General features: G+C 62.1%; 15 protein-coding genes and 5 tRNA genes. 9 read left to right on the forward strand and 11 right to left on the reverse strand.

The genetic code is table 11. From position 1 onward, the window contains the following. Positions 1 to 53: 53 nt before the first annotated feature. Entirely contained in the window at positions 54 to 779 is a 726-nt protein-coding gene (locus FPB55_RS18685; protein WP_009681876.1) for a molecular chaperone, read from the forward strand. A gap of 76 nt (positions 780 to 855) precedes the next feature. Continuing rightward, positions 856 to 1,395, forward strand: a complete 540-nt coding sequence (locus FPB55_RS18690; protein WP_144189014.1) for a fimbrial protein — start codon at positions 856 to 858, stop codon at positions 1,393 to 1,395. A gap of 622 nt (positions 1,396 to 2,017) precedes the next feature. On the opposite strand, the gene FPB55_RS18695 is transcribed toward FPB55_RS18690, so the two are convergent. Then, complete coding sequence (locus tag FPB55_RS18695) at positions 2,018 to 2,410, reverse strand: hypothetical protein (RefSeq protein ID WP_178097488.1); 393 nt, start codon at positions 2,408 to 2,410, stop codon at positions 2,018 to 2,020. 7 nt (positions 2,411 to 2,417) lie between these two features. Between FPB55_RS18695 and FPB55_RS18700 the strand changes: the two genes are divergently transcribed. Further along, positions 2,418 to 4,019, forward strand: coding sequence for a fimbria/pilus outer membrane usher protein (locus FPB55_RS18700; protein ID WP_238706602.1), 1,602 nt, complete (start codon positions 2,418 to 2,420; stop codon positions 4,017 to 4,019). Positions 4,020 to 4,063: 44 nt separating this feature from the next. Then, the gene (locus tag FPB55_RS18705; RefSeq protein WP_009683626.1) at positions 4,064 to 5,143 is read left to right on the forward strand and encodes a fimbrial protein; all 1,080 of its coding nucleotides are present in this window, start codon (positions 4,064 to 4,066) and stop codon (positions 5,141 to 5,143) included. A gap of 97 nt (positions 5,144 to 5,240) precedes the next feature. Here FPB55_RS18705 and FPB55_RS18710 read toward each other — a convergent pair. The 5 genes from FPB55_RS18710 to FPB55_RS18730 form a co-directional block, all read right to left on the reverse strand. Beyond that, a tRNA-Gly gene (locus tag FPB55_RS18710) sits at positions 5,241 to 5,316 on the reverse strand. A 54-nt stretch (positions 5,317 to 5,370) separates the two neighbouring features. Continuing rightward, positions 5,371 to 5,446 (reverse strand) — tRNA-Gly (locus tag FPB55_RS18715). Positions 5,447 to 5,449: 3 nt separating this feature from the next. Further along, positions 5,450 to 5,525 (reverse strand) — tRNA-Glu (locus FPB55_RS18720). A gap of 91 nt (positions 5,526 to 5,616) precedes the next feature. Next, positions 5,617 to 5,692, reverse strand: a tRNA-Gly gene (locus FPB55_RS18725). A 4-nt stretch (positions 5,693 to 5,696) separates the two neighbouring features. Then, a tRNA-Glu gene (locus tag FPB55_RS18730) sits at positions 5,697 to 5,772 on the reverse strand. Positions 5,773 to 6,039: 267 nt separating this feature from the next. On the opposite strand from FPB55_RS18730, the gene FPB55_RS18735 reads away from it, so the two are divergent. Beyond that, a complete protein-coding gene (locus FPB55_RS18735) occupies positions 6,040 to 6,807 on the forward strand; it encodes a hypothetical protein (RefSeq protein WP_009683625.1) in 768 nt (255 codons plus the stop codon). Between the two features lie 138 nt (positions 6,808 to 6,945). Here FPB55_RS18735 and FPB55_RS18740 read toward each other — a convergent pair whose 3' ends face one another. Both FPB55_RS18740 and FPB55_RS18745 read right to left on the reverse strand, forming a co-directional pair. Beyond that, entirely contained in the window at positions 6,946 to 7,428 is a 483-nt protein-coding gene (locus FPB55_RS18740) for a GAF domain-containing protein (protein WP_047149784.1), read from the reverse strand. After that, positions 7,429 to 8,316: an ATP-binding protein gene (locus FPB55_RS18745; RefSeq protein ID WP_029887959.1), complete on the reverse strand. Its 888-nt coding sequence runs from the start codon at positions 8,314 to 8,316 to the stop codon at positions 7,429 to 7,431. It lies immediately after the preceding gene. A gap of 176 nt (positions 8,317 to 8,492) precedes the next feature. Between FPB55_RS18745 and FPB55_RS18750 the strand changes: the two genes are divergently transcribed. Beyond that, the gene (locus FPB55_RS18750) at positions 8,493 to 10,850 is read left to right on the forward strand and encodes a response regulator (protein ID WP_047149783.1); all 2,358 of its coding nucleotides are present in this window, start codon (positions 8,493 to 8,495) and stop codon (positions 10,848 to 10,850) included. On the opposite strand, the gene FPB55_RS18755 is transcribed toward FPB55_RS18750, so the two are convergent. Then, entirely contained in the window at positions 10,840 to 11,328 is a 489-nt protein-coding gene (locus tag FPB55_RS18755) for a glutathione peroxidase (protein WP_009682840.1), read from the reverse strand. The genes FPB55_RS18750 and FPB55_RS18755 overlap by 11 nt on opposite strands. Before the next feature lie 13 nt (positions 11,329 to 11,341). After that, the gene (gene msrB, locus FPB55_RS18760) at positions 11,342 to 11,743 is read right to left on the reverse strand and encodes a peptide-methionine (R)-S-oxide reductase MsrB (protein WP_115294548.1); all 402 of its coding nucleotides are present in this window, start codon (positions 11,741 to 11,743) and stop codon (positions 11,342 to 11,344) included. A 167-nt stretch (positions 11,744 to 11,910) separates the two neighbouring features. Between msrB and FPB55_RS18765 the strand changes: the two genes are divergently transcribed. Then, complete coding sequence (locus tag FPB55_RS18765; protein ID WP_009682838.1) at positions 11,911 to 13,122, forward strand: pyridoxal phosphate-dependent aminotransferase; 1,212 nt, start codon at positions 11,911 to 11,913, stop codon at positions 13,120 to 13,122. 675 nt (positions 13,123 to 13,797) lie between these two features. Further along, positions 13,798 to 14,685, forward strand: a complete 888-nt coding sequence (gene htpX, locus FPB55_RS18770; RefSeq protein WP_047150248.1) for a protease HtpX — start codon at positions 13,798 to 13,800, stop codon at positions 14,683 to 14,685. Between the two features lie 67 nt (positions 14,686 to 14,752). Here htpX and FPB55_RS18775 read toward each other — a convergent pair whose 3' ends face one another. Next, positions 14,753 to 15,406 carry a thiopurine S-methyltransferase gene (locus tag FPB55_RS18775; RefSeq protein ID WP_009683622.1) on the reverse strand — a complete coding sequence of 218 codons (654 nt, stop codon included), beginning with the start codon at positions 15,404 to 15,406 and terminating at the stop codon, positions 14,753 to 14,755. Between the two features lie 101 nt (positions 15,407 to 15,507). On the opposite strand from FPB55_RS18775, the gene FPB55_RS18780 reads away from it, so the two are divergent. After that, on the forward strand, positions 15,508 to 16,275 hold the full coding sequence (locus tag FPB55_RS18780; RefSeq protein ID WP_144189018.1) for a class III extradiol ring-cleavage dioxygenase: 768 nt from the start codon (positions 15,508 to 15,510) through the stop codon (positions 16,273 to 16,275). Positions 16,276 to 16,352: the final 77 nt, after the last annotated feature.

Here is a 16,352-nt window from a genome sequence, read left to right on the forward strand (position 1 = left end):
GGCGAACTGACGTCGCCTGAGGTGTCTTCATACCATTCAAAAGGTATCGCCAGATGAAGATTCACCTGCGCCGCCTTGCCTTGGGTATTTGCTTCGCGAGCATGATGCAGACCGCTCAGGCAGCGCTAACCGTCAATACCACGCGAATCGTGTTCGACAGCGACAACAGCAGCACCTCTGTAGTGATCGCCAACCCCAGCCCCCGCCCCTATGCGGTGCAAACCTGGGTCAACACCGCGAAGGACGACACCGATACAGCCGTCCCTCTGGCGACTTCGCCCGGGTTGTTCCGCCTGGACCCCGGCAAGGAGCAAATGGTGCAGATCAGCCGCCTGCCCAACAAGTTGCCCAAGGATCGGGAAACGCTGTTCTACCTCAATGTTCAGGAGATCCCCGAAGCAACGCCGGGGGATGTCAACGTACTCAATATTGCACTGCGCACGCGCCTGAAGCTTTTCTATCGCCCCAAGGAATTGAAAGACCGGCCCGCAGAGCGCATCGGTGAGCTGGAGTGGTCCGTGCGCCAACGCGCTGGGCGTGTCGAACTCGTGGTACACAACCCAACGCCCTACCATTACACATTCGGCCGCCTGGAAGTCAGCAGTGCAGGCAAAACAGAGGCAATCCAGGCCATGGCCATGGCGCGGCCATTTGATCTGCAGGTTTATGACCTGACCCAAATCAAAACGCTCACTGGCTTGCAACTGACCTTTACCACCATCAATGACTACGGGGTCGCCACCACGCCGATGCAAAAAGCACTGTCGAGCCTGCCCTGAGCCCCCTTGTGTCACCTCCAATCGAGCCCTTTGGGCTCGTTTGCTATTCCGACTTACCTGTAACAGGACAGCTTATATGAAGCCCTTAGTCGTAGCCTTTGGACTGGCAATATCCAGCCAACAAGCGCTTGCAAACACGGGTTCAATCAACTTCTTTGGTCAGGTCTACAGCGGGACCTGTGCAGTTGAAATCATCGACCCTTCAACCGGCCTGCCCGCCAGCAGGATCTACATGGGCGAAGTATCCACTGCCCAGTTCAAGCAGCCAGATGATGAGGCCGCAAACCGCGCCTTCGGTTTGCGCCTTACCCCCGGAGGCGGCTGCATACTGCTCCCCGGTGCCAATGCCAGCGTAACCTTCACCGGAAGTTACGGCGGCGCCGGCGCCAGCGGCACGTTGTACGCCCTGGAGCCAGGTGGCGCCACGGGGTTGGCCTTGATCATCAAGGACAATGTGGGTACACCGGTAGACAATGGAATCGCCTCCAAGCAATATCCCCTGCATGACAGCAAACCTACTGACATGTTGTTTTCTGCGGCTTACAAAGCGATCGATACACAGGTAACCGCTGGTTCCGCCAACAGTGATGTGCAGTTCGCGGTGGCCATACCGTAAGGGTTGAAAAATCGGGCCTCACGGCCCGATGCCGGTCAGCTAAGCCTTGGTGGCAGCCCATCGCCGGCAAGCCAGCTCCCACAGGGATCGCCTTAGGGCTGACAGGTGTTTGCCACAAGGTATGGCAGCGCCTGTTAGAGCGAGCGCCGCCCGCGCGGCGCAATCGCGAGCTGCGCTCGCTCCTACGTTTGTTTCGGGCCAATTATTCCTGTGCGATTCGCGCGCGAACGCCTTGGTGCATGCCTCAATATCGCGCCGTACAAACAAGGCGGCCGCGCGCGCCTGTCACAGGCGTTACTGGCCCGAAACAAACGTAGGAGCGAGCGCAGCTCGCGATTGCGCCGCGCGGGCGGCGCTCGATCTCACAGGCGCTGAAGATGCTCCGGCTACCCTTGCCAGGAACCATAGAATCTCCCACAGGGATCGCATCAGGGCTGACAGGCGCTGAAGATGCTGCAGCTATCCTTGCCAGAAACCATAGAATCTCCCACAGGGGCCGGGCAAAACTGAGGTCTGCCCTGCTCCTGTGGAAGCCCGGCTTGCCGGCGATCGGCTGCAAAGGGGTCTCAAGCGTTTGAGTGCTCGACATTAGCTTTACACCCCGATCTTCACAGCAGCTGCTTCATGCCTCCTGGCCTGACAGCCTGTCCAGAGGGTCGTAGCTGTAACCGCCACCATCGTAGCTGCTCAGACGCCCCAAGGCGTCATATGTCAACACCTTGCCCCTGTCATCGACCTTCATGTTGCCGTCCTCATCATATTCCAGGGTGAAGTCGGCATAGTCTGCATGCGTGTTAGTCACACCCGTCAGCTGGGCAGGGTCGTCATTTTCAAACAGGTACGTGGCCTCATTTGAGTCTTTACTACCGTCCTCTTCTTCGAAATCAGTCAGTACCCAGGTGATATTGTCGAGCGCATCAAAATTGAAGTACTGCTGACGAATGGTTTTACCAGCCGGGTCTTTCGGGCTGTGGGAAAGCAATCCGTCACAGGCATACTCCTCGACCCGGGCCAAGCTCGAAGTGCTGCAGAACGGCTACCCGATCTATTCCACTTACGTTGCCCCCGGCCCATACGAAATCAACGATCTGGGCATTGGTGGCAGCAGCGGCGACCTGGAAATCGTCCTCACCGAAGCCGACGGCCAGGTGCGCCGCTTCATCCAGCCCTATTCCACCCTCAGCAACCTGCTGCGCGAAGGCGTGTGGCGCTACAACCTGGTGGCCGGGCGCTATGACGGCGCCGACGGCATCGACAACCCCGCACTCTGGCAAGCCACCCTGGCCCGTGGCGGCCAGTGGGGCACCACCCTGTATGGTGGGCTACTGGGCAGCGAGTACTACGACGCTGCCAACCTTGGCATCGCCCGCGACTTTGGTACCTTTGGCGCAGTATCGCTGGACGTGACTCAGGCCCGTACCGATCTTGGCGAGCAAGGCGGCCAGGTACAGGGGCAGAGTTATTCAGTGCGCTATGGTAAAGCCTTCCAGACCGGCACCAGCCTGCGCTTTGCCGGTTACCGCTACTCCACAGAAGGCTATCGTGAGTTCGACGAAGCCGTGCAGCAGCGCAACGCCTCCAGCCGCTACCAGGGCAACCGCCGCAGCCGCCTGGAAAGCTCGATCTACCAGTCGTTCAACAACCGCAACTCGCTGAGCCTGACCTTGTCGCAGGACGATTACTGGCACACCAACCGCCAGCGACGCCAGTACCAGTTCCAGTTCAATACTCAGTATCGCCGGGTCAGCATCAACCTGTATGCCTCGCAGTCGTTGAGCGACGACAACGGCAGCGACCGCATCGTAGGCTTGGGGGTCACCATCCCGCTGGACTGGAGCACGTCAACGACTGCCAGTTTCGACGTGCAGGAAAGCAACGGCCACTTCAGCGAACGCGCCAGCTTGAACGGCGGCTCGCAGGACAACCGCCTGAGCTACCTGGCATCGCTGGCCAACGACGAACAGCAGCGCAAGACGGCGTCGGTATCGATGGGTTACCAGACGCAAAAGGTGAACGTAGGTGCCGGCTACACCGAAGCGGACGACTTCCGCAGTGTTTCGGTCAATGCCAGTGGCGCGGTGCTGGCACATGCCGGCGGCATCGTGCTGGGGCAATACCTGGGCGAGACCACGGCGTTGGTGCATGTACCCGATGTGCCCGGCGTAGGTGTCGACAATGTGCCTGGCGGCAGCACCGACAGCAGTGGCTACATTCTTGCCACCCACATGCGCCCCTACAGGGTCAACCAAGTCACCTTGCAAACCGACCAGCTCGGCCCTGGTGTTGAAATCGAAAACGGCGTTACGCAGGTTGTGCCCCGCCGAGGGGCGGTCGCCCTGGCGGCATTCAAGGCGCAGCAGGTAAACCGCCTGATCCTGACCCTGCAGCATGCCGACGGCCGCCCGTTGCCCTTCGGCACCCAACTCAATGACAAGCAGGGCAAGCACCTGGCCGTAGTGGGCCAGGCGGGCCAGGCGCTGATTGCAACAGATGCCCAGGCGCAAACCCTGGAAGCGCGCTGGGGCGAGCGCGCCGGACAGCGCTGCTTGTTCAGCATCGACCCTGCAACCATGCCAGAAGAGCAAGGCTATCGCCTGCAGACTTTGCGCTGCCCCACTCCATGATCCAGCCCGTGCGCGCTGCCGCACGCTTGCAACAGGAACCGACCATGCCCCTTGTTTCGCGTTTGTTCATTGGCATCGCCGCTGCTGCGACGATGCTGACACTGCCAAGCCAGGCCCATGCCCTGGGATGCGAATGGCCAACGACCACAGGCCCGATGCAGTTCACGCACAACATCTCTGGCATGAGGTGGGTGGCCCGTGATGCCCCGGTGGGTAGCAAGATCTACTCCGCGACAAGCACCGGGATAGCAGGCCCCGGTTTTGCGTTGAACTGCGACAACGACGGGAGTTTGGCACTGACGGCGAACATGGGCACGCCACTCCCTGTAGCCCCGGGGACCTTCCCTCCCGTTGACGGGAAGGATGTGACGGGCAAAGTGCTGCAAACCAGTATCCCGGGTGTAGGTCTGTACCTGGAACTGGGCGGTTTCCTCAACGGCACGGCCAGCAATACGTTCCAGGCAAACGACGGAGGTATTGGCGCTGTTCCTTATGTGGGTGAAAACCAGAGAAATATGGCACCTACACCGCTGGTGATGAGGAATCTCATCATCAAGTACATGGCCTTGATCAAGACAGGCCCCATCCCGGCTGGCATCAGCTCATTCAGTCAGGAAGTCGTCAGGGGCGTGGTCAGTGATGTCGGGGATGCCGTAAGGCTTACATTGGGCGGGCAAGTCCAGCTGGCCCAGTGCACGGTCAAGGCTGACGCGGTCAGCGCCAATCCGGTACAACTCGGTACTCACGACATCGCCGACTTCACAGGCCAGGGCAGCACAACCAACCCAGTGGATTTCTTCATCACACTCAGCGACTGCGAGGACGACCCGGCCGGCAGCGTTGCCCGCGCGTTCATGCGCCTGGACGGCGTAGACGGTTCAGTGCCGGTGGACCGGGACCTGGGCCTGTTCACCCTGACCACCGACTCGACCGCCGCTGGCATTGGCATTCAAGTACTGCGTAGTGACAACACGCCAGTTAAGCTGGAAGAGTACGTGGATATGGTGGGCCTTACCCCCGGCATCACGCGCCTGGACCTTCGCGCCCGGTATTACCAGACCGCAGCAACGGTTACCCCAGGCGAGGCCAAGGGCGCATTGAACTTCACCATCGAATATCGCTAGCCGGCCCTGCCATGGCTTGATCGCCATGGCCAGGGTTTTGATCAGGTAAAAAAAAACGCACCAAAGGAACGTTAAAATTCCTTGGTGCGTTTCATATTGGAGCGGGAAACGAGACTCGAACTCGCGACCCCGACCTTGGCAAGGTCGTGCTCTACCAACTGAGCTATTCCCGCGTTTGATACTTTTACAACCTACTACACCGTCATGAACGCCATAGTTTTGGAAACTGGAGCGGGAAACGAGACTCGAACTCGCGACCCCGACCTTGGCAAGGTCGTGCTCTACCAACTGAGCTATTCCCGCAAATGGCGTCCCCTAGGGGACTCGAACCCCTGTTACCGCCGTGAAAGGGCGGTGTCCTAGGCCACTAGACGAAGGGGACACACGACACTTTTCAGTGCACCAGAACATGAACCTCACGATTCAGCCTGGATTTTCTTTTCCTGCCCCGCCATCAGCGTTGCCGGAGAAACTGGAGCGGGAAACGAGACTCGAACTCGCGACCCCGACCTTGGCAAGGTCGTGCTCTACCAACTGAGCTATTCCCGCAATTTGGCGTCCCCTAGGGGACTCGAACCCCTGTTACCGCCGTGAAAGGGCGGTGTCCTAGGCCACTAGACGAAGGGGACACGCTGCTGGCATCGCTGCCTGCTTTCACTCCCTGCCGCGTTTCACTGTGTGCTTTACGCTGCAAGTGGCGCGCATTCTATGGATGCTTGATACAGGCGTCAACCCCTTTGTAGAAATTTATTTAAATCAATGACTTCCGGGTGGGTCGGGGTGCAGATGCGGGCTGGCTTGTCGATATAGAGAACGGGTTTGCCTGTGCCGCTATTCGCTCCGAGGCAAACTCACTACACTCAACGCTGTAATTCTTCTTCAATGAGGCATTAACGGTGACACCACTTCTGATCACCCTGCTCATCGTAGCGGGTATCGCGTTGCTGATCGTGATCGGCTACCTCAACAATGTGGTCGAGAACGGCAAGCTGGAGCGCGCCCGCCTGAAGATCGAACTGGCCGACCGCCTGCGCCGCTGCGGCGAAATCACCGAGACCTTCCCAGGCCAGTTCATGACCCCGGCGCTGAAGCTGCTGCTGACCCGCCTGGAGCTCAACCTCAACCAGCGCCAGCTGGCGGTGGACAAGCACAATGCCCAGTTGAAGGCACGCATGGCCGAACTGGAAGGGCTGATCGCCCTGGGTGAAAAGATCCCGGTGAACAACCCGCCCAACCCGATCCAGACCGAGGTCAAGGCCAAGGATGTGCGCTTCTTGCTGGAAGCACTGCACAACCAGGTGACCCGGGCCGCGCATGAGGGCTTCCTGCCTGCGCCGGAGGCCAAGCACTGGGTCAAGGAGATCCGCCACATTCTGGTGCTGCTGCATATCGAGTTCTTCAACAACCTCGGCCAGCAGGCCCTGCAGAAAGGCCAGCCAGGCCAAGCCCGCCTGGCATTCGAACGGGGGGTGCAGTACCTGCGCAAGCAGCCGGAGCCGAAGGTGTATGAAGAGCAGCTGACGTACCTGGAGAAACTGCTGGGCCGGGCCAACGCCCAGGTGCTGGACCAGATGGAACCGGCCGAGGACGAACACAACGAACTGACCCAGGGCCTCAAGACCGATGAGGACGAGACCTGGAAGAAGAAGGTGATGTACGACTGATCCGGAATTTGTTGTGGATTTGATGGCCCTATCGCCGGCAAGCCAGCTCCCACAGGTTACTGCACAGGTCTTCGAGCCTGCGGTTACCTTGTGGGAGCTGGCTTGCCGGCGATAGGGCCAGCCCGGGCAACACGACAATCAGCAGTCAGTCAGCTCCAGGAAGATCGCCGCCAGGCGCTCCAGCCCCACCTGGTCCGCCTCGCTGAATCGCGCCAGCTTCGGGCTGTCCAGGTCCAGCACACCAATCAGCCTGCCCTCCTTCACCAGCGGTATCACCAGCTCGCTGTTCGACGCACTGTCGCAGGCAATGTGCCCCGGGAACGCATGCACGTCCTCGACCCGCTGGGTCTTGCCGGTGGCAGCCGCCGCGCCGCACACGCCTTTGCCGAACGGAATGCGCACGCACGCCACCTGGCCCTGGAACGGGCCCAGCACCAGTTGCCCGTTACGGTTGAGGTAGAAGCCCGCCCAGTTCAGGTCGCCTACCTGGTGGTAGAGAAATGCCGAAAACTGCGCGGCATTGGCGATGAAATCACGTTCGTCGGCAAACAGCGCCTGCACTTGCGCCGCCAGCAGGTGGTAGCCGTCGAGGCCGACGCCACTGGCATTGAGGTCGATCATTTACTTTTGCTCCAGCAATTGCAGCCCGACCCAGTAGCGAGCGAACTGATAGGCACAACGGCCATTACGGTTACCGCGGCCGGTAGCCCAGCGCACGGCGAGAATTTCCAGCGCTTCGTCACGCTGCCAGGCCAGCCCGGCCGGGGCCGCCAGCTGGCCGATCCAGTGCTCGACCACGTCAAGGAAGTGCGCCTGGGTGAACGGGTAGAACGACAGCCACAGGCCAAAGCGGTCGGACAGCGCGATCTTGTCCTCCACCGCTTCACTGGGGTGCAGCTCGCCGTCGACCCTTTTCCAGTTTTCGTTGTCGCTCTCCTTTTCCGGCACCAGGTGGCGGCGGTTGGAAGTGGCGTACAGCAGGACATTGTCCGGTGCCTGCTCCAGCGAGCCATCGAGCACGCTCTTGAGCACACGGTAGTCGCCCTCACCGGCCTCGAACGACAAGTCGTCGCAGAACAGGATGAAACGCTGCGGCAGCTTCTGCAGTTGCTCGACCACGCGCGGCAGGTCGGCCAGGTGGTCGCGTTCGATTTCGATCAGGCGCAAACCGGCGCTGGCGTGCTCGGCCAGCAGCGCACGCACCAGCGACGACTTGCCGGTGCCGCGCGAACCCCACAGCAAGGCGTGGTTAGCGGGCATGCCCTTGATGAACTGGTGGGTGTTGCGGCCCAGCTGGTCACGCTGTTTGTCGACGCCAATCAGGTCGGTCAGGCGGATGTCCAGGCTGACTTCCAGCGGCAGCAGGTAGCCGCTGCGGCCATCGCGCTGCCAGCGGGCAGCCAGGGTGGTGGCCCAGTCGATGTGCGGGCGCGGGGCCGGCAGCAGGGGTTCGAGGCGCGCCAGTACCGATTCGGCGCGGTCCAGGAAAGCGATCAAGCGAGCGTCCATGACGACTCCTAGCAATTTCAGTTTTTTGGGGCCGCTGCGCGCCCCTTCGCGGGCTTGCCCGCTCCTACAGGGATTGTGTTAGGCCTGGGGGCCCGCGAAGGGGCGCAAAGCGGCCCCCGCTTGGCGATCAACTGAAATGAACAGACAGACCCACCAGCAGCCGGGGATGATCGGCTATGCTTGCGCAGCGCAAGGAATGGGAAACCAGCTCGGAACTCATGGATATCAAGTTCACCAATCGCCTGTCATACAAGCAAGCCCGGTTGACAGTCCTGGTCGGCTTCATCCTGGGAACATTGCTCAGTCTCATCCAGATCGGCATCGATTATGCCAGCGTAGACGCATCCATCAACCGTGAAGTGCGGGCCTTGCTGCAAATCAGCCACAACCCGGCCTCGCGTATCGCCTACAACATCGACTCGGAACTGGCCCTGGAACTGACCCGCGGCCTGCTGCAGTCGCCGGCGGTGATCCGCGCACGGCTGATCGACAACAACCAGACGGTCCTGGCCGATGTCGAGCGCCCACGCCTGCAAGACCGTCTGCGGCCGCTGAGCGACTTCCTGTTCGGCGAACAGCGCCAGTTGAGCGAAAGCCTGTACCTTACCCATATGCCCGAGGAATACCTTGGCACCCTGTACCTGGACGTCGACACCTTCGCCTTCGGCAGCCGCTTTCTCGACCGTGCCGGCATCACCCTGCTCAACGGTTTTGCCCGCAGCCTGGTGCTGACAGGCCTGCTGCTGGCACTGTTCTACCTGATGCTGACCAAGCCACTGGTCACCGTTATCAGTGCGCTCAGCGGCAGCGACCCGCGCAAACCCCGGCAAACCCGCCTGGAATGCCCGCACGGCCACGAACTTGATGAAATCGGCGTGCTGGTGAAAGTGGCCAACCAGCAGTTCGTCAGCATGGCCACCGAAATCGAGCAGCGGCGCACCGCGGAAAACCGCCTGACCCAGTACCTCAACGAGCTGGAAGACATCGTCTCGGCACGCACCAACGAGCTGAAGGCCAGCAACAGCAGCCTGAGCCTGACCAACCAGGAGCTGGAACAGGCCCGCCGGCGGGCGCTGGACATGGCCCAGGCCCGCGCCGCCTTCCTTGCCAACATGAGCCACGAAATCCGCACCCCGCTCAACGGCATGCTCGGCATGATCGCCCTGGCGCTGGATAACCCGTTGCCCAGCGAGCAACGCCAGCAGCTGGCGATTGCCCACGACTCGGGCAAGGTACTGGTCGAACTGCTGAACGATATTCTCGACCTGTCCAAGTTCGACGCCGGCCAGCTGGAACTGGAGCGCATTGCCTTCGACATGGGCTCGATGGTCGAAGACACCGCCAACCTGCTGTCGCAGAACACCGCACAGAGCGTGGAGCTGACCTGCCTGATCGCCGGCGACTTCCCCAGCAGCGTGTTGGGCGACCCCACGCGGGTGCGGCAGATCGTCAGCAACCTGCTGTCCAATGCCTTGAAGTTCACCCGCTTCGGCCGCGTCGATATGCGCCTTGAGCGCATTGCCGGCGGCGTGCGCCTGCAAGTGCGTGACACGGGCATCGGCATCCCTGAAGAGGCCCAGGTGCGCATCTTCCAGCCCTTCACCCAGGCCGGCGCCGGCATCACCCGCCAGTACGGCGGCACCGGCCTTGGCCTGGCCCTGACCCGCAACCTGTGCAAAGCCATGCAGGGGCACCTGCAGATAAGCTCCGAAGCGGGCTTTGGCAGCTGCTTCACCGCCGAGCTGCCGCTGGCTGCGCACACTGAAGCCATCCCGCCACAGCCCCTGCAAGGCCGCGTGGCCGCCCTCAGTGCGGCGGGCAGCGGGCTGCACGAGCTCCTGCAGCGCGTGTTGCCCGCCTGGGGCTTGAGCTACCAGCGGCACGACAGCCGCATGGCCCTGCAGGCCACCGCGTTCGACCTGTTGATAACCGATGACGTGGACCATCTATTCGAACTGCGCCCGGCCCTGCAAGCGCCGATCCTGCTGGTTACCGCCTACGGCAACTTCCTTTCCCAAGAGCAGTCGCTGGCTTTGGCACCGCTGCACCAGCTGGCCCGCCCGCTGGCGCGCAACGCCTTGTACCAGACCCTGCGCCGAACCTTGCAAGGCCATGAGCCGGAACACCCGCTGGCCACGCCGCCCGTGACCCAGGGCGAAGGCCGCGCGCGCATCTTGTTGGTAGAAGACAACCCGGTGAACCAGCTGGTGGCCAAGGGGATGCTGGCCAAGCTCGGTTGCCAGGTCGAACTGGCAACCCAGGGCGCCGAGGCCCTGGCGGCGCTGGAACGGCAACCCTTCGACCTGGTGCTGATGGACTGCAACATGCCGGTGATGGACGGCTACGAGGCCAGCCGGCGCATTCGCCAGAGCGGCCGCTGGCCGCACCTGCCCATCGTCGCCCTCACCGCCAACGCCATGCCCGAAGAGCGCGAGCGCTGCCGGGCCGCGGGCATGAACGACTACCTGGCCAAACCGTTCCGCCGCGAAGAGCTGCTGGCGCTGGTCGACCACTGGGTGCCGCTCAGCGGCTGAGCAGGCGCTCGATGTCCGCTTCCAGTGCCTGCGGCTTGGTGAAAGGCGCATAACGCGTGACCTGGCCACTGGCCGGGTCGAGCAGGAACTTGGTGAAGTTCCACTTGACCTTCTGCGAGCCAAGCAAGCCTGGGGCACGCTGCTTCAGTTCGACATACAACGGGTGGGTGCCGGGGCCGTTGACGTCCACCTTGCGGAACAGCGGGAAGCTCACGCCGAAATTGCGTTCGCAGAACTGCGCAATTTCCCGCGCCTCGCCCGGCTCCTGCTGGCCGAACTGGTTGCACGGAAAGCCCAGCACTACCAGGCCACGCCCGCGGTAGGCCTGCCACAGTTGCTCCAGCCCCTTGTACTGGGGGGTAAAGCCGCACTGGCTGGCGGTATTGACCACCAGCAACGCCTTGCCGGGGTAGTCGCCGAGGGTCTTGTGCTCGCCGCCCAGGGTCACGCAGGGGATGTCCAGTATCGATCCAGCCATGGTCGGGCTCCGGTCAGTCGCGCGGGCGCGGGCGCAAGTCGATGCACACCGAGTTGATGCAGTAGCGCAGGCCGGTCGGTGGCGGGCCGTCGGGGAACACGTGGCCCAGGTGCGCATCGCAGCGGGCACAGGTGACTTCGGTACGGATCATGCCATGGGAGGTGTCGCGGATCTCGATCATCGCGCTGTCTTCGATCGGCGCGTAGAAGCTCGGCCAGCCACAGCCGGAATCGAACTTGGTCTGGGCGTCGAACAACGGCAGGCTGCAGCAGATGCAATGGTAAATGCCGTCGCGGCGCTCGCTGTTGTACTTGCCGCTGAACGGCCGTTCGGTGCCCTTCAGGCGGCAAACCTGGTACTGCTCGGGGTCGAGCATCGACCGCCATTCTTCCAGGGTTTTCTCGATCTTTTTCATGCAGGAACCTCGGCAGGCTGAAATTCACCCCACGCCGTCTTTTCCAGGGCGCGGGCGGCACGTATATTAGGTGGCTTCGTGTGCCAGGCGTTCAGTCTGTCACCCGCTTCCTGCCCTTTCAAACCTTTCGGCGGGGCGTAGCGCGTATTCTCAATCGGGATCCCATCATGCAGTTCAGCAAATCGAACAAGCTCGCCAATGTCTGCTATGACATTCGCGGCCCAGTGCTCAAGCACGCCAAGCGCCTGGAAGAGGAAGGCCACCGCATCCTCAAGCTGAACATCGGCAACCCAGCGCCCTTCGGCTTCGAGGCGCCCGACGAAATTCTCCAGGATGTGATCCGCAACCTGCCCACCGCGCAGGGCTACAGCGACTCCAAGGGCCTGTTCAGTGCACGCAAGGCGGTGATGCAGTACTGCCAGCAGAAAGAGATCGAAGGCGTCACCATCGAGGACATCTACCTCGGCAACGGTGTCTCCGAGCTGATCGTGATGTCGATGCAGGCGTTGCTCAACAACGGTGACGAGGTGCTGATCCCGGCGCCCGATTACCCACTGTGGACCGCTGCCGTGAGCCTGGCCGGCGGCAAGCCGGTGCACTACCTGTGCGACGAGCAGGCCGACTGGTTCCCCGACCTGGAGGACATCAAGGCCAAGATCACCCCGAACACCAAGGCCCTGGTGATCATCAACCCGAACAACCCGACGGGCGCGGTGTATTCCAGGGAGTTGCTGCTGGGCATGCTGGCGCTGGCCCGCCAGCACAACCTGGTGGTGTTCTCCGACGAGATCTACGACAAGATCCTGTACGACGAAGCCGTGCACATCAGCACCGCTTCGCTGGCGCCAGACCTGCTGTGCCTGACCTTCAACGGCCTGTCCAAGTCGTACCGGGTGGCGGGCTTCCGCTCTGGCTGGCTGATCATTTCCGGGCCCAAGCACCATGCGCAAAGCTACATCGAAGGCATCGACATGCTGGCCAACATGCGCCTGTGTGCCAACGTGCCGGCGCAGCATGCCATCCAGACCGCGCTGGGCGGTTACCAGAGCATCAATGACCTGGTGCTGCCACCTGGGCGCCTGCTGGAGCAGCGCAACCGCACCTATGAACTGCTGAATGACATCCCTGGGGTAAGCTGCGTGAAGCCGATGGGTGCGCTGTATGCGTTCCCGCGGATCGACCCGAAGGTGTGCCCGATCCTCAATGACGAGAAGTTCGCCCTTGACCTGCTGCTGTCGGAGAAGCTGCTGATCGTTCAGGGTACCGCGTTCAACTGGCCGTGGCCGGACCACTTCCGCGTGGTGACCTTGCCGCGGGTCGATGACCTGGAAGCGGCGATTGGCCGGATCGGCAATTTCCTGCGCACTTACTCGCAGTAAGTAACGGCCTCATCGCCGGCAAGCCAGCTCCCACAGGGATCGCCTTAGGGCTGACAGGTGTTTGCCACAAGGTATGGCAGCGCCTGTTAGAGCGAGCGCCGCCCGCGCGGCGCAATCGCGAGCTGCGCTCGCTCCTACGTTTGTTTCGGGCCAATTATTCCTGTGGGATTTGCGCGCGAACGCCTTGGTGCATGCCTCAATATCGCGCCGTACAAACAAGGCGGCCGCGCGCGCCTGTCACAGGCGTTACTGGCCCGAAACAAACGTAGGAGCGAGCGCAGCTCGCGATTGCGCCGCGCGGGCGGCGCTCGATCTCACAGGCGCTGAAGATGCTCCGGCTACCCTTGCCAGGAACCATAGAATCTCCCACAGGATCACCACAGGCCTGAGGATTGAGGAGTGCTTATGGGAGCCAGCCACAGGGTTATCACAGGCCTGAATTTTGTGAGGTCCCTGTGGGAGCTGGCTTGCCGGCGATGGGCTGCAAAGCAGCCCGGTTATCTGCGCCACCTGTTTCTTACATCCTGCAACGCTCTATCCCACTGCCCACGCGTCATCCTCTGCCATACTCCGCCGTACACAGTTTGAAATAGTCCCCCGATTGAAACGGCACCCCAGGCCCCTTATATACCCCGCAGTAAGCGACAATTCATCCGTCAGGAGAACGTAACAACCATGATGCGCATTCTGTTGTTTGTAGCCACCAACCTCGCGGTGGTGCTGGTTGCAAGCATTACCCTGAGCCTGTTCGGTTTCAACGGGTTCATGGCCGCCAACGGGGTCGACCTGAACCTCAGCAGCCTGCTGGTGTTCTGCGCCGTGTTCGGCTTCGCCGGCTCCCTCGTCTCGCTGTTCATCTCCAAGTGGATGGCGAAGATGACCACCGGCACCCAGATCATCACCCAGCCGCGCACCCGCCACGAGCAGTGGCTGTTGCAAACGGTCGAGGAGCTGTCCCGGGAAGCGGGCATCAAAATGCCTGAAGTGGGCATTTTCCCGGCCTACGAGGCAAACGCCTTCGCCACCGGCTGGAACCGTAACGACGCACTGGTAGCGGTGTCCCAGGGCTTGCTGGAGCGTTTCTCGCCCGACGAAGTGCGTGCGGTACTGGCCCACGAAATCGGCCACGTGGCCAACGGCGACATGGTTACCCTGGCGCTGGTTCAAGGCGTGGTGAACACCTTCGTGATGTTCTTCGCCCGGATCATCGGTAATTTCGTCGACAAGGTCATCTTCAAGAACGAAGAAGGCCAGGGCATCGCCTACTACGTGGCAACCATCGTTGCCGAGTTGGTATTGGGCATCCTGGCCAGCATGATCGTCATGTGGTTCTCGCGCCGCCGCGAATACCGCGCCGACGAAGCCGGTGCACAACTGGCCGGCACTTCGGCGATGATCGGCGCTCTGCAGCGCCTGCGGGTGGAACAAGGCCTGCCGGTGCACATGCCGGACACGCTCAAGGCCTTCGGCATCAACGGCGGCCTCAAGCATGGCCTGGCCGGCTTGCTGATGAGCCACCCGCCGCTGGAAGACCGTATCGAGGCCCTGCGCCGTCGCGGTTGATCCAACAGGCAAGCAAGGGCGACTTCGGTCGCCCTTTTTTGTGCCTGCCTGTGCAGGCTTACCCGCGCTAGCGCCGGCAGACCCGGTAGACCCGCTCCAACACACTGGATGCCCCGGCCTGCAGAAACTTCGGACTTTCCCCGAGCACCTGCGCCTGCTCCAGTTCATCCACCTGCCAGCCCGCAAAGCCCTGCCTCAGCTCCTGATCCGCCACCGAAAACGGCGGCCCGGCCAGCAGCGACTGGTCGTAATCCAACGTCACCACCACGCCAAGGCACCCGGCTGGCAACAACGCCGACAGGGCCTGCGCGTAGCGCGCACGCATGGGCGGCGGCAGGGCAATCAGCGCCGCGCGGTCGTACAGGCCCGCGCAGTCGCCGACATCTTCTGCCTGCAGGGCAAAGAAGTCCCCACACCACAGCTCCACGTCGCCACTGCGCCATACTTCAAAGTCGCCACGCTGCCGCACCTCGGCCTCAAGCCCATGCTCGCGGAAGAAACCCTCCACGGCCCGCCGCGAAAGCTCCACGCCCAATACCCGGTGCCCCTGCCCGGCCAACCAGGCCAGATCGAGGCTTTTGCCGCACAGTGGCACCAGCACGCGGCTGCCGGGCACCTGCTGCAATGTTGGCCAGTACCGCTGCAGATACGGGTTCACCTGCGCCTGGTGGAAGCCGATCTGGTTGTCGGCCCACCGTTGCTGCCAGAACGCTGGTTCCATGAACACTCCCGATTTTTAGATGGTTTGCCAGTAAAAGTTGGTTTGGATTTCGATCTTTAGTTGATCGAAGATGAGTGCATCTTAACCTTCAGGACCCCGCCATGCTGCCCAGCCTGTTCATTTCCCACGGCTCCCCCATGCTTGCCCTGCAACCTGGCGCCAGCGGCCCGGCGCTGGCAGGGCTCGCCAACGCACTGCCGCGGCCGCAAGCCATTGTGGTGGTGTCGGCGCACTGGGAAAGCCGCGAGCTGCTGATCACCGGTGGCGCACACCCAGAAACCTGGCATGACTTCTACGGCTTCCCACCGGCCTTGTATGCGGTGCAGTACCCTGCGCCCGGTGACCCTGCCCTCGCCGGCCGGGTCGGCGAGCTGCTGCAGGGCGCCGGGCTGGCCGCGCGCCTCGACCCGCAGCGGCCGTTCGACCATGGCGCCTGGGTGCCGTTGTCGTTGATGTACCCCGATGCGAGCATCCCAGTGGTGCAGGTTTCGCTGCCCACCCAGATGGGCCCGGCGCTGCAAGTGAAGGTTGGCCAGGCACTGGCGGGGCTACGCCAGGAGGGCGTGCTGCTGGTGGGTTCGGGCAGCATTACCCATAACCTTGGCGAGCTGGACTGGCATGCCGGGCCCGACGTGATCGAGCCGTGGGCGTTGGCGTTTCGAGATTGGGTAGTGGAAAAACTGCGGACTGATGACCGGGAGGGGTTGCTGGCTTATCGGCAACAGGCGCCGTTTGCAGTGCGCAACCACCCGAGCGATGAGCATTTGTTGCCGCTGTTTTTTGCCCTTGGGGCGGGGGGGCAGTTTGGCGTTGTGCACCAAGGCTTCACCTTGGGGGCGCTGGGGATGGACATCTACCGGTTCGACTGACGATTGCGGGGGGCTGCCGCGCAACCCCACCATGGCACAGGCAAAAAAATCCCCAGCCAAGGCCGGGGATTTTTCAT

Source organism: Pseudomonas sp. BJP69, assembly GCF_007633355.1.
Lineage (GTDB): Bacteria > Pseudomonadota > Gammaproteobacteria > Pseudomonadales > Pseudomonadaceae > Aquipseudomonas > Aquipseudomonas juntendi.

What these genes read in the sequence shown, in the direction of transcription:
- FPB55_RS18705 (WP_009683626.1), top strand. Translation starts at nt 4,064, where the DNA reads ATGCCCCTTGTTTCGCGTTTGTTCATTGGCATCGCCGCTGCTGCGACG.
- FPB55_RS18755 (WP_009682840.1), bottom strand. Translation starts at nt 11,328, where the DNA reads ATGGCTGGATCGATACTGGACATCCCCTGCGTGACCCTGGGCGGCGAG.
- FPB55_RS18765 (WP_009682838.1), top strand. Translation starts at nt 11,911, where the DNA reads ATGCAGTTCAGCAAATCGAACAAGCTCGCCAATGTCTGCTATGACATT.
- FPB55_RS18750 (WP_047149783.1), top strand. Translation starts at nt 8,493, where the DNA reads ATGCTTGCGCAGCGCAAGGAATGGGAAACCAGCTCGGAACTCATGGAT.
- FPB55_RS18745 (WP_029887959.1), bottom strand. Translation starts at nt 8,316, where the DNA reads ATGGACGCTCGCTTGATCGCTTTCCTGGACCGCGCCGAATCGGTACTG.
- FPB55_RS18685 (WP_009681876.1), top strand. Translation starts at nt 54, where the DNA reads ATGAAGATTCACCTGCGCCGCCTTGCCTTGGGTATTTGCTTCGCGAGC.
- FPB55_RS18780 (WP_144189018.1), top strand. Translation starts at nt 15,508, where the DNA reads ATGCTGCCCAGCCTGTTCATTTCCCACGGCTCCCCCATGCTTGCCCTG.
- FPB55_RS18775 (WP_009683622.1), bottom strand. Translation starts at nt 15,406, where the DNA reads ATGGAACCAGCGTTCTGGCAGCAACGGTGGGCCGACAACCAGATCGGC.
- FPB55_RS18740 (WP_047149784.1), bottom strand. Translation starts at nt 7,428, where the DNA reads ATGATCGACCTCAATGCCAGTGGCGTCGGCCTCGACGGCTACCACCTG.
- htpX (WP_047150248.1), top strand. Translation starts at nt 13,798, where the DNA reads ATGATGCGCATTCTGTTGTTTGTAGCCACCAACCTCGCGGTGGTGCTG.
- FPB55_RS18690 (WP_144189014.1), top strand. Translation starts at nt 856, where the DNA reads ATGAAGCCCTTAGTCGTAGCCTTTGGACTGGCAATATCCAGCCAACAA.
- msrB (WP_115294548.1), bottom strand. Translation starts at nt 11,743, where the DNA reads ATGAAAAAGATCGAGAAAACCCTGGAAGAATGGCGGTCGATGCTCGAC.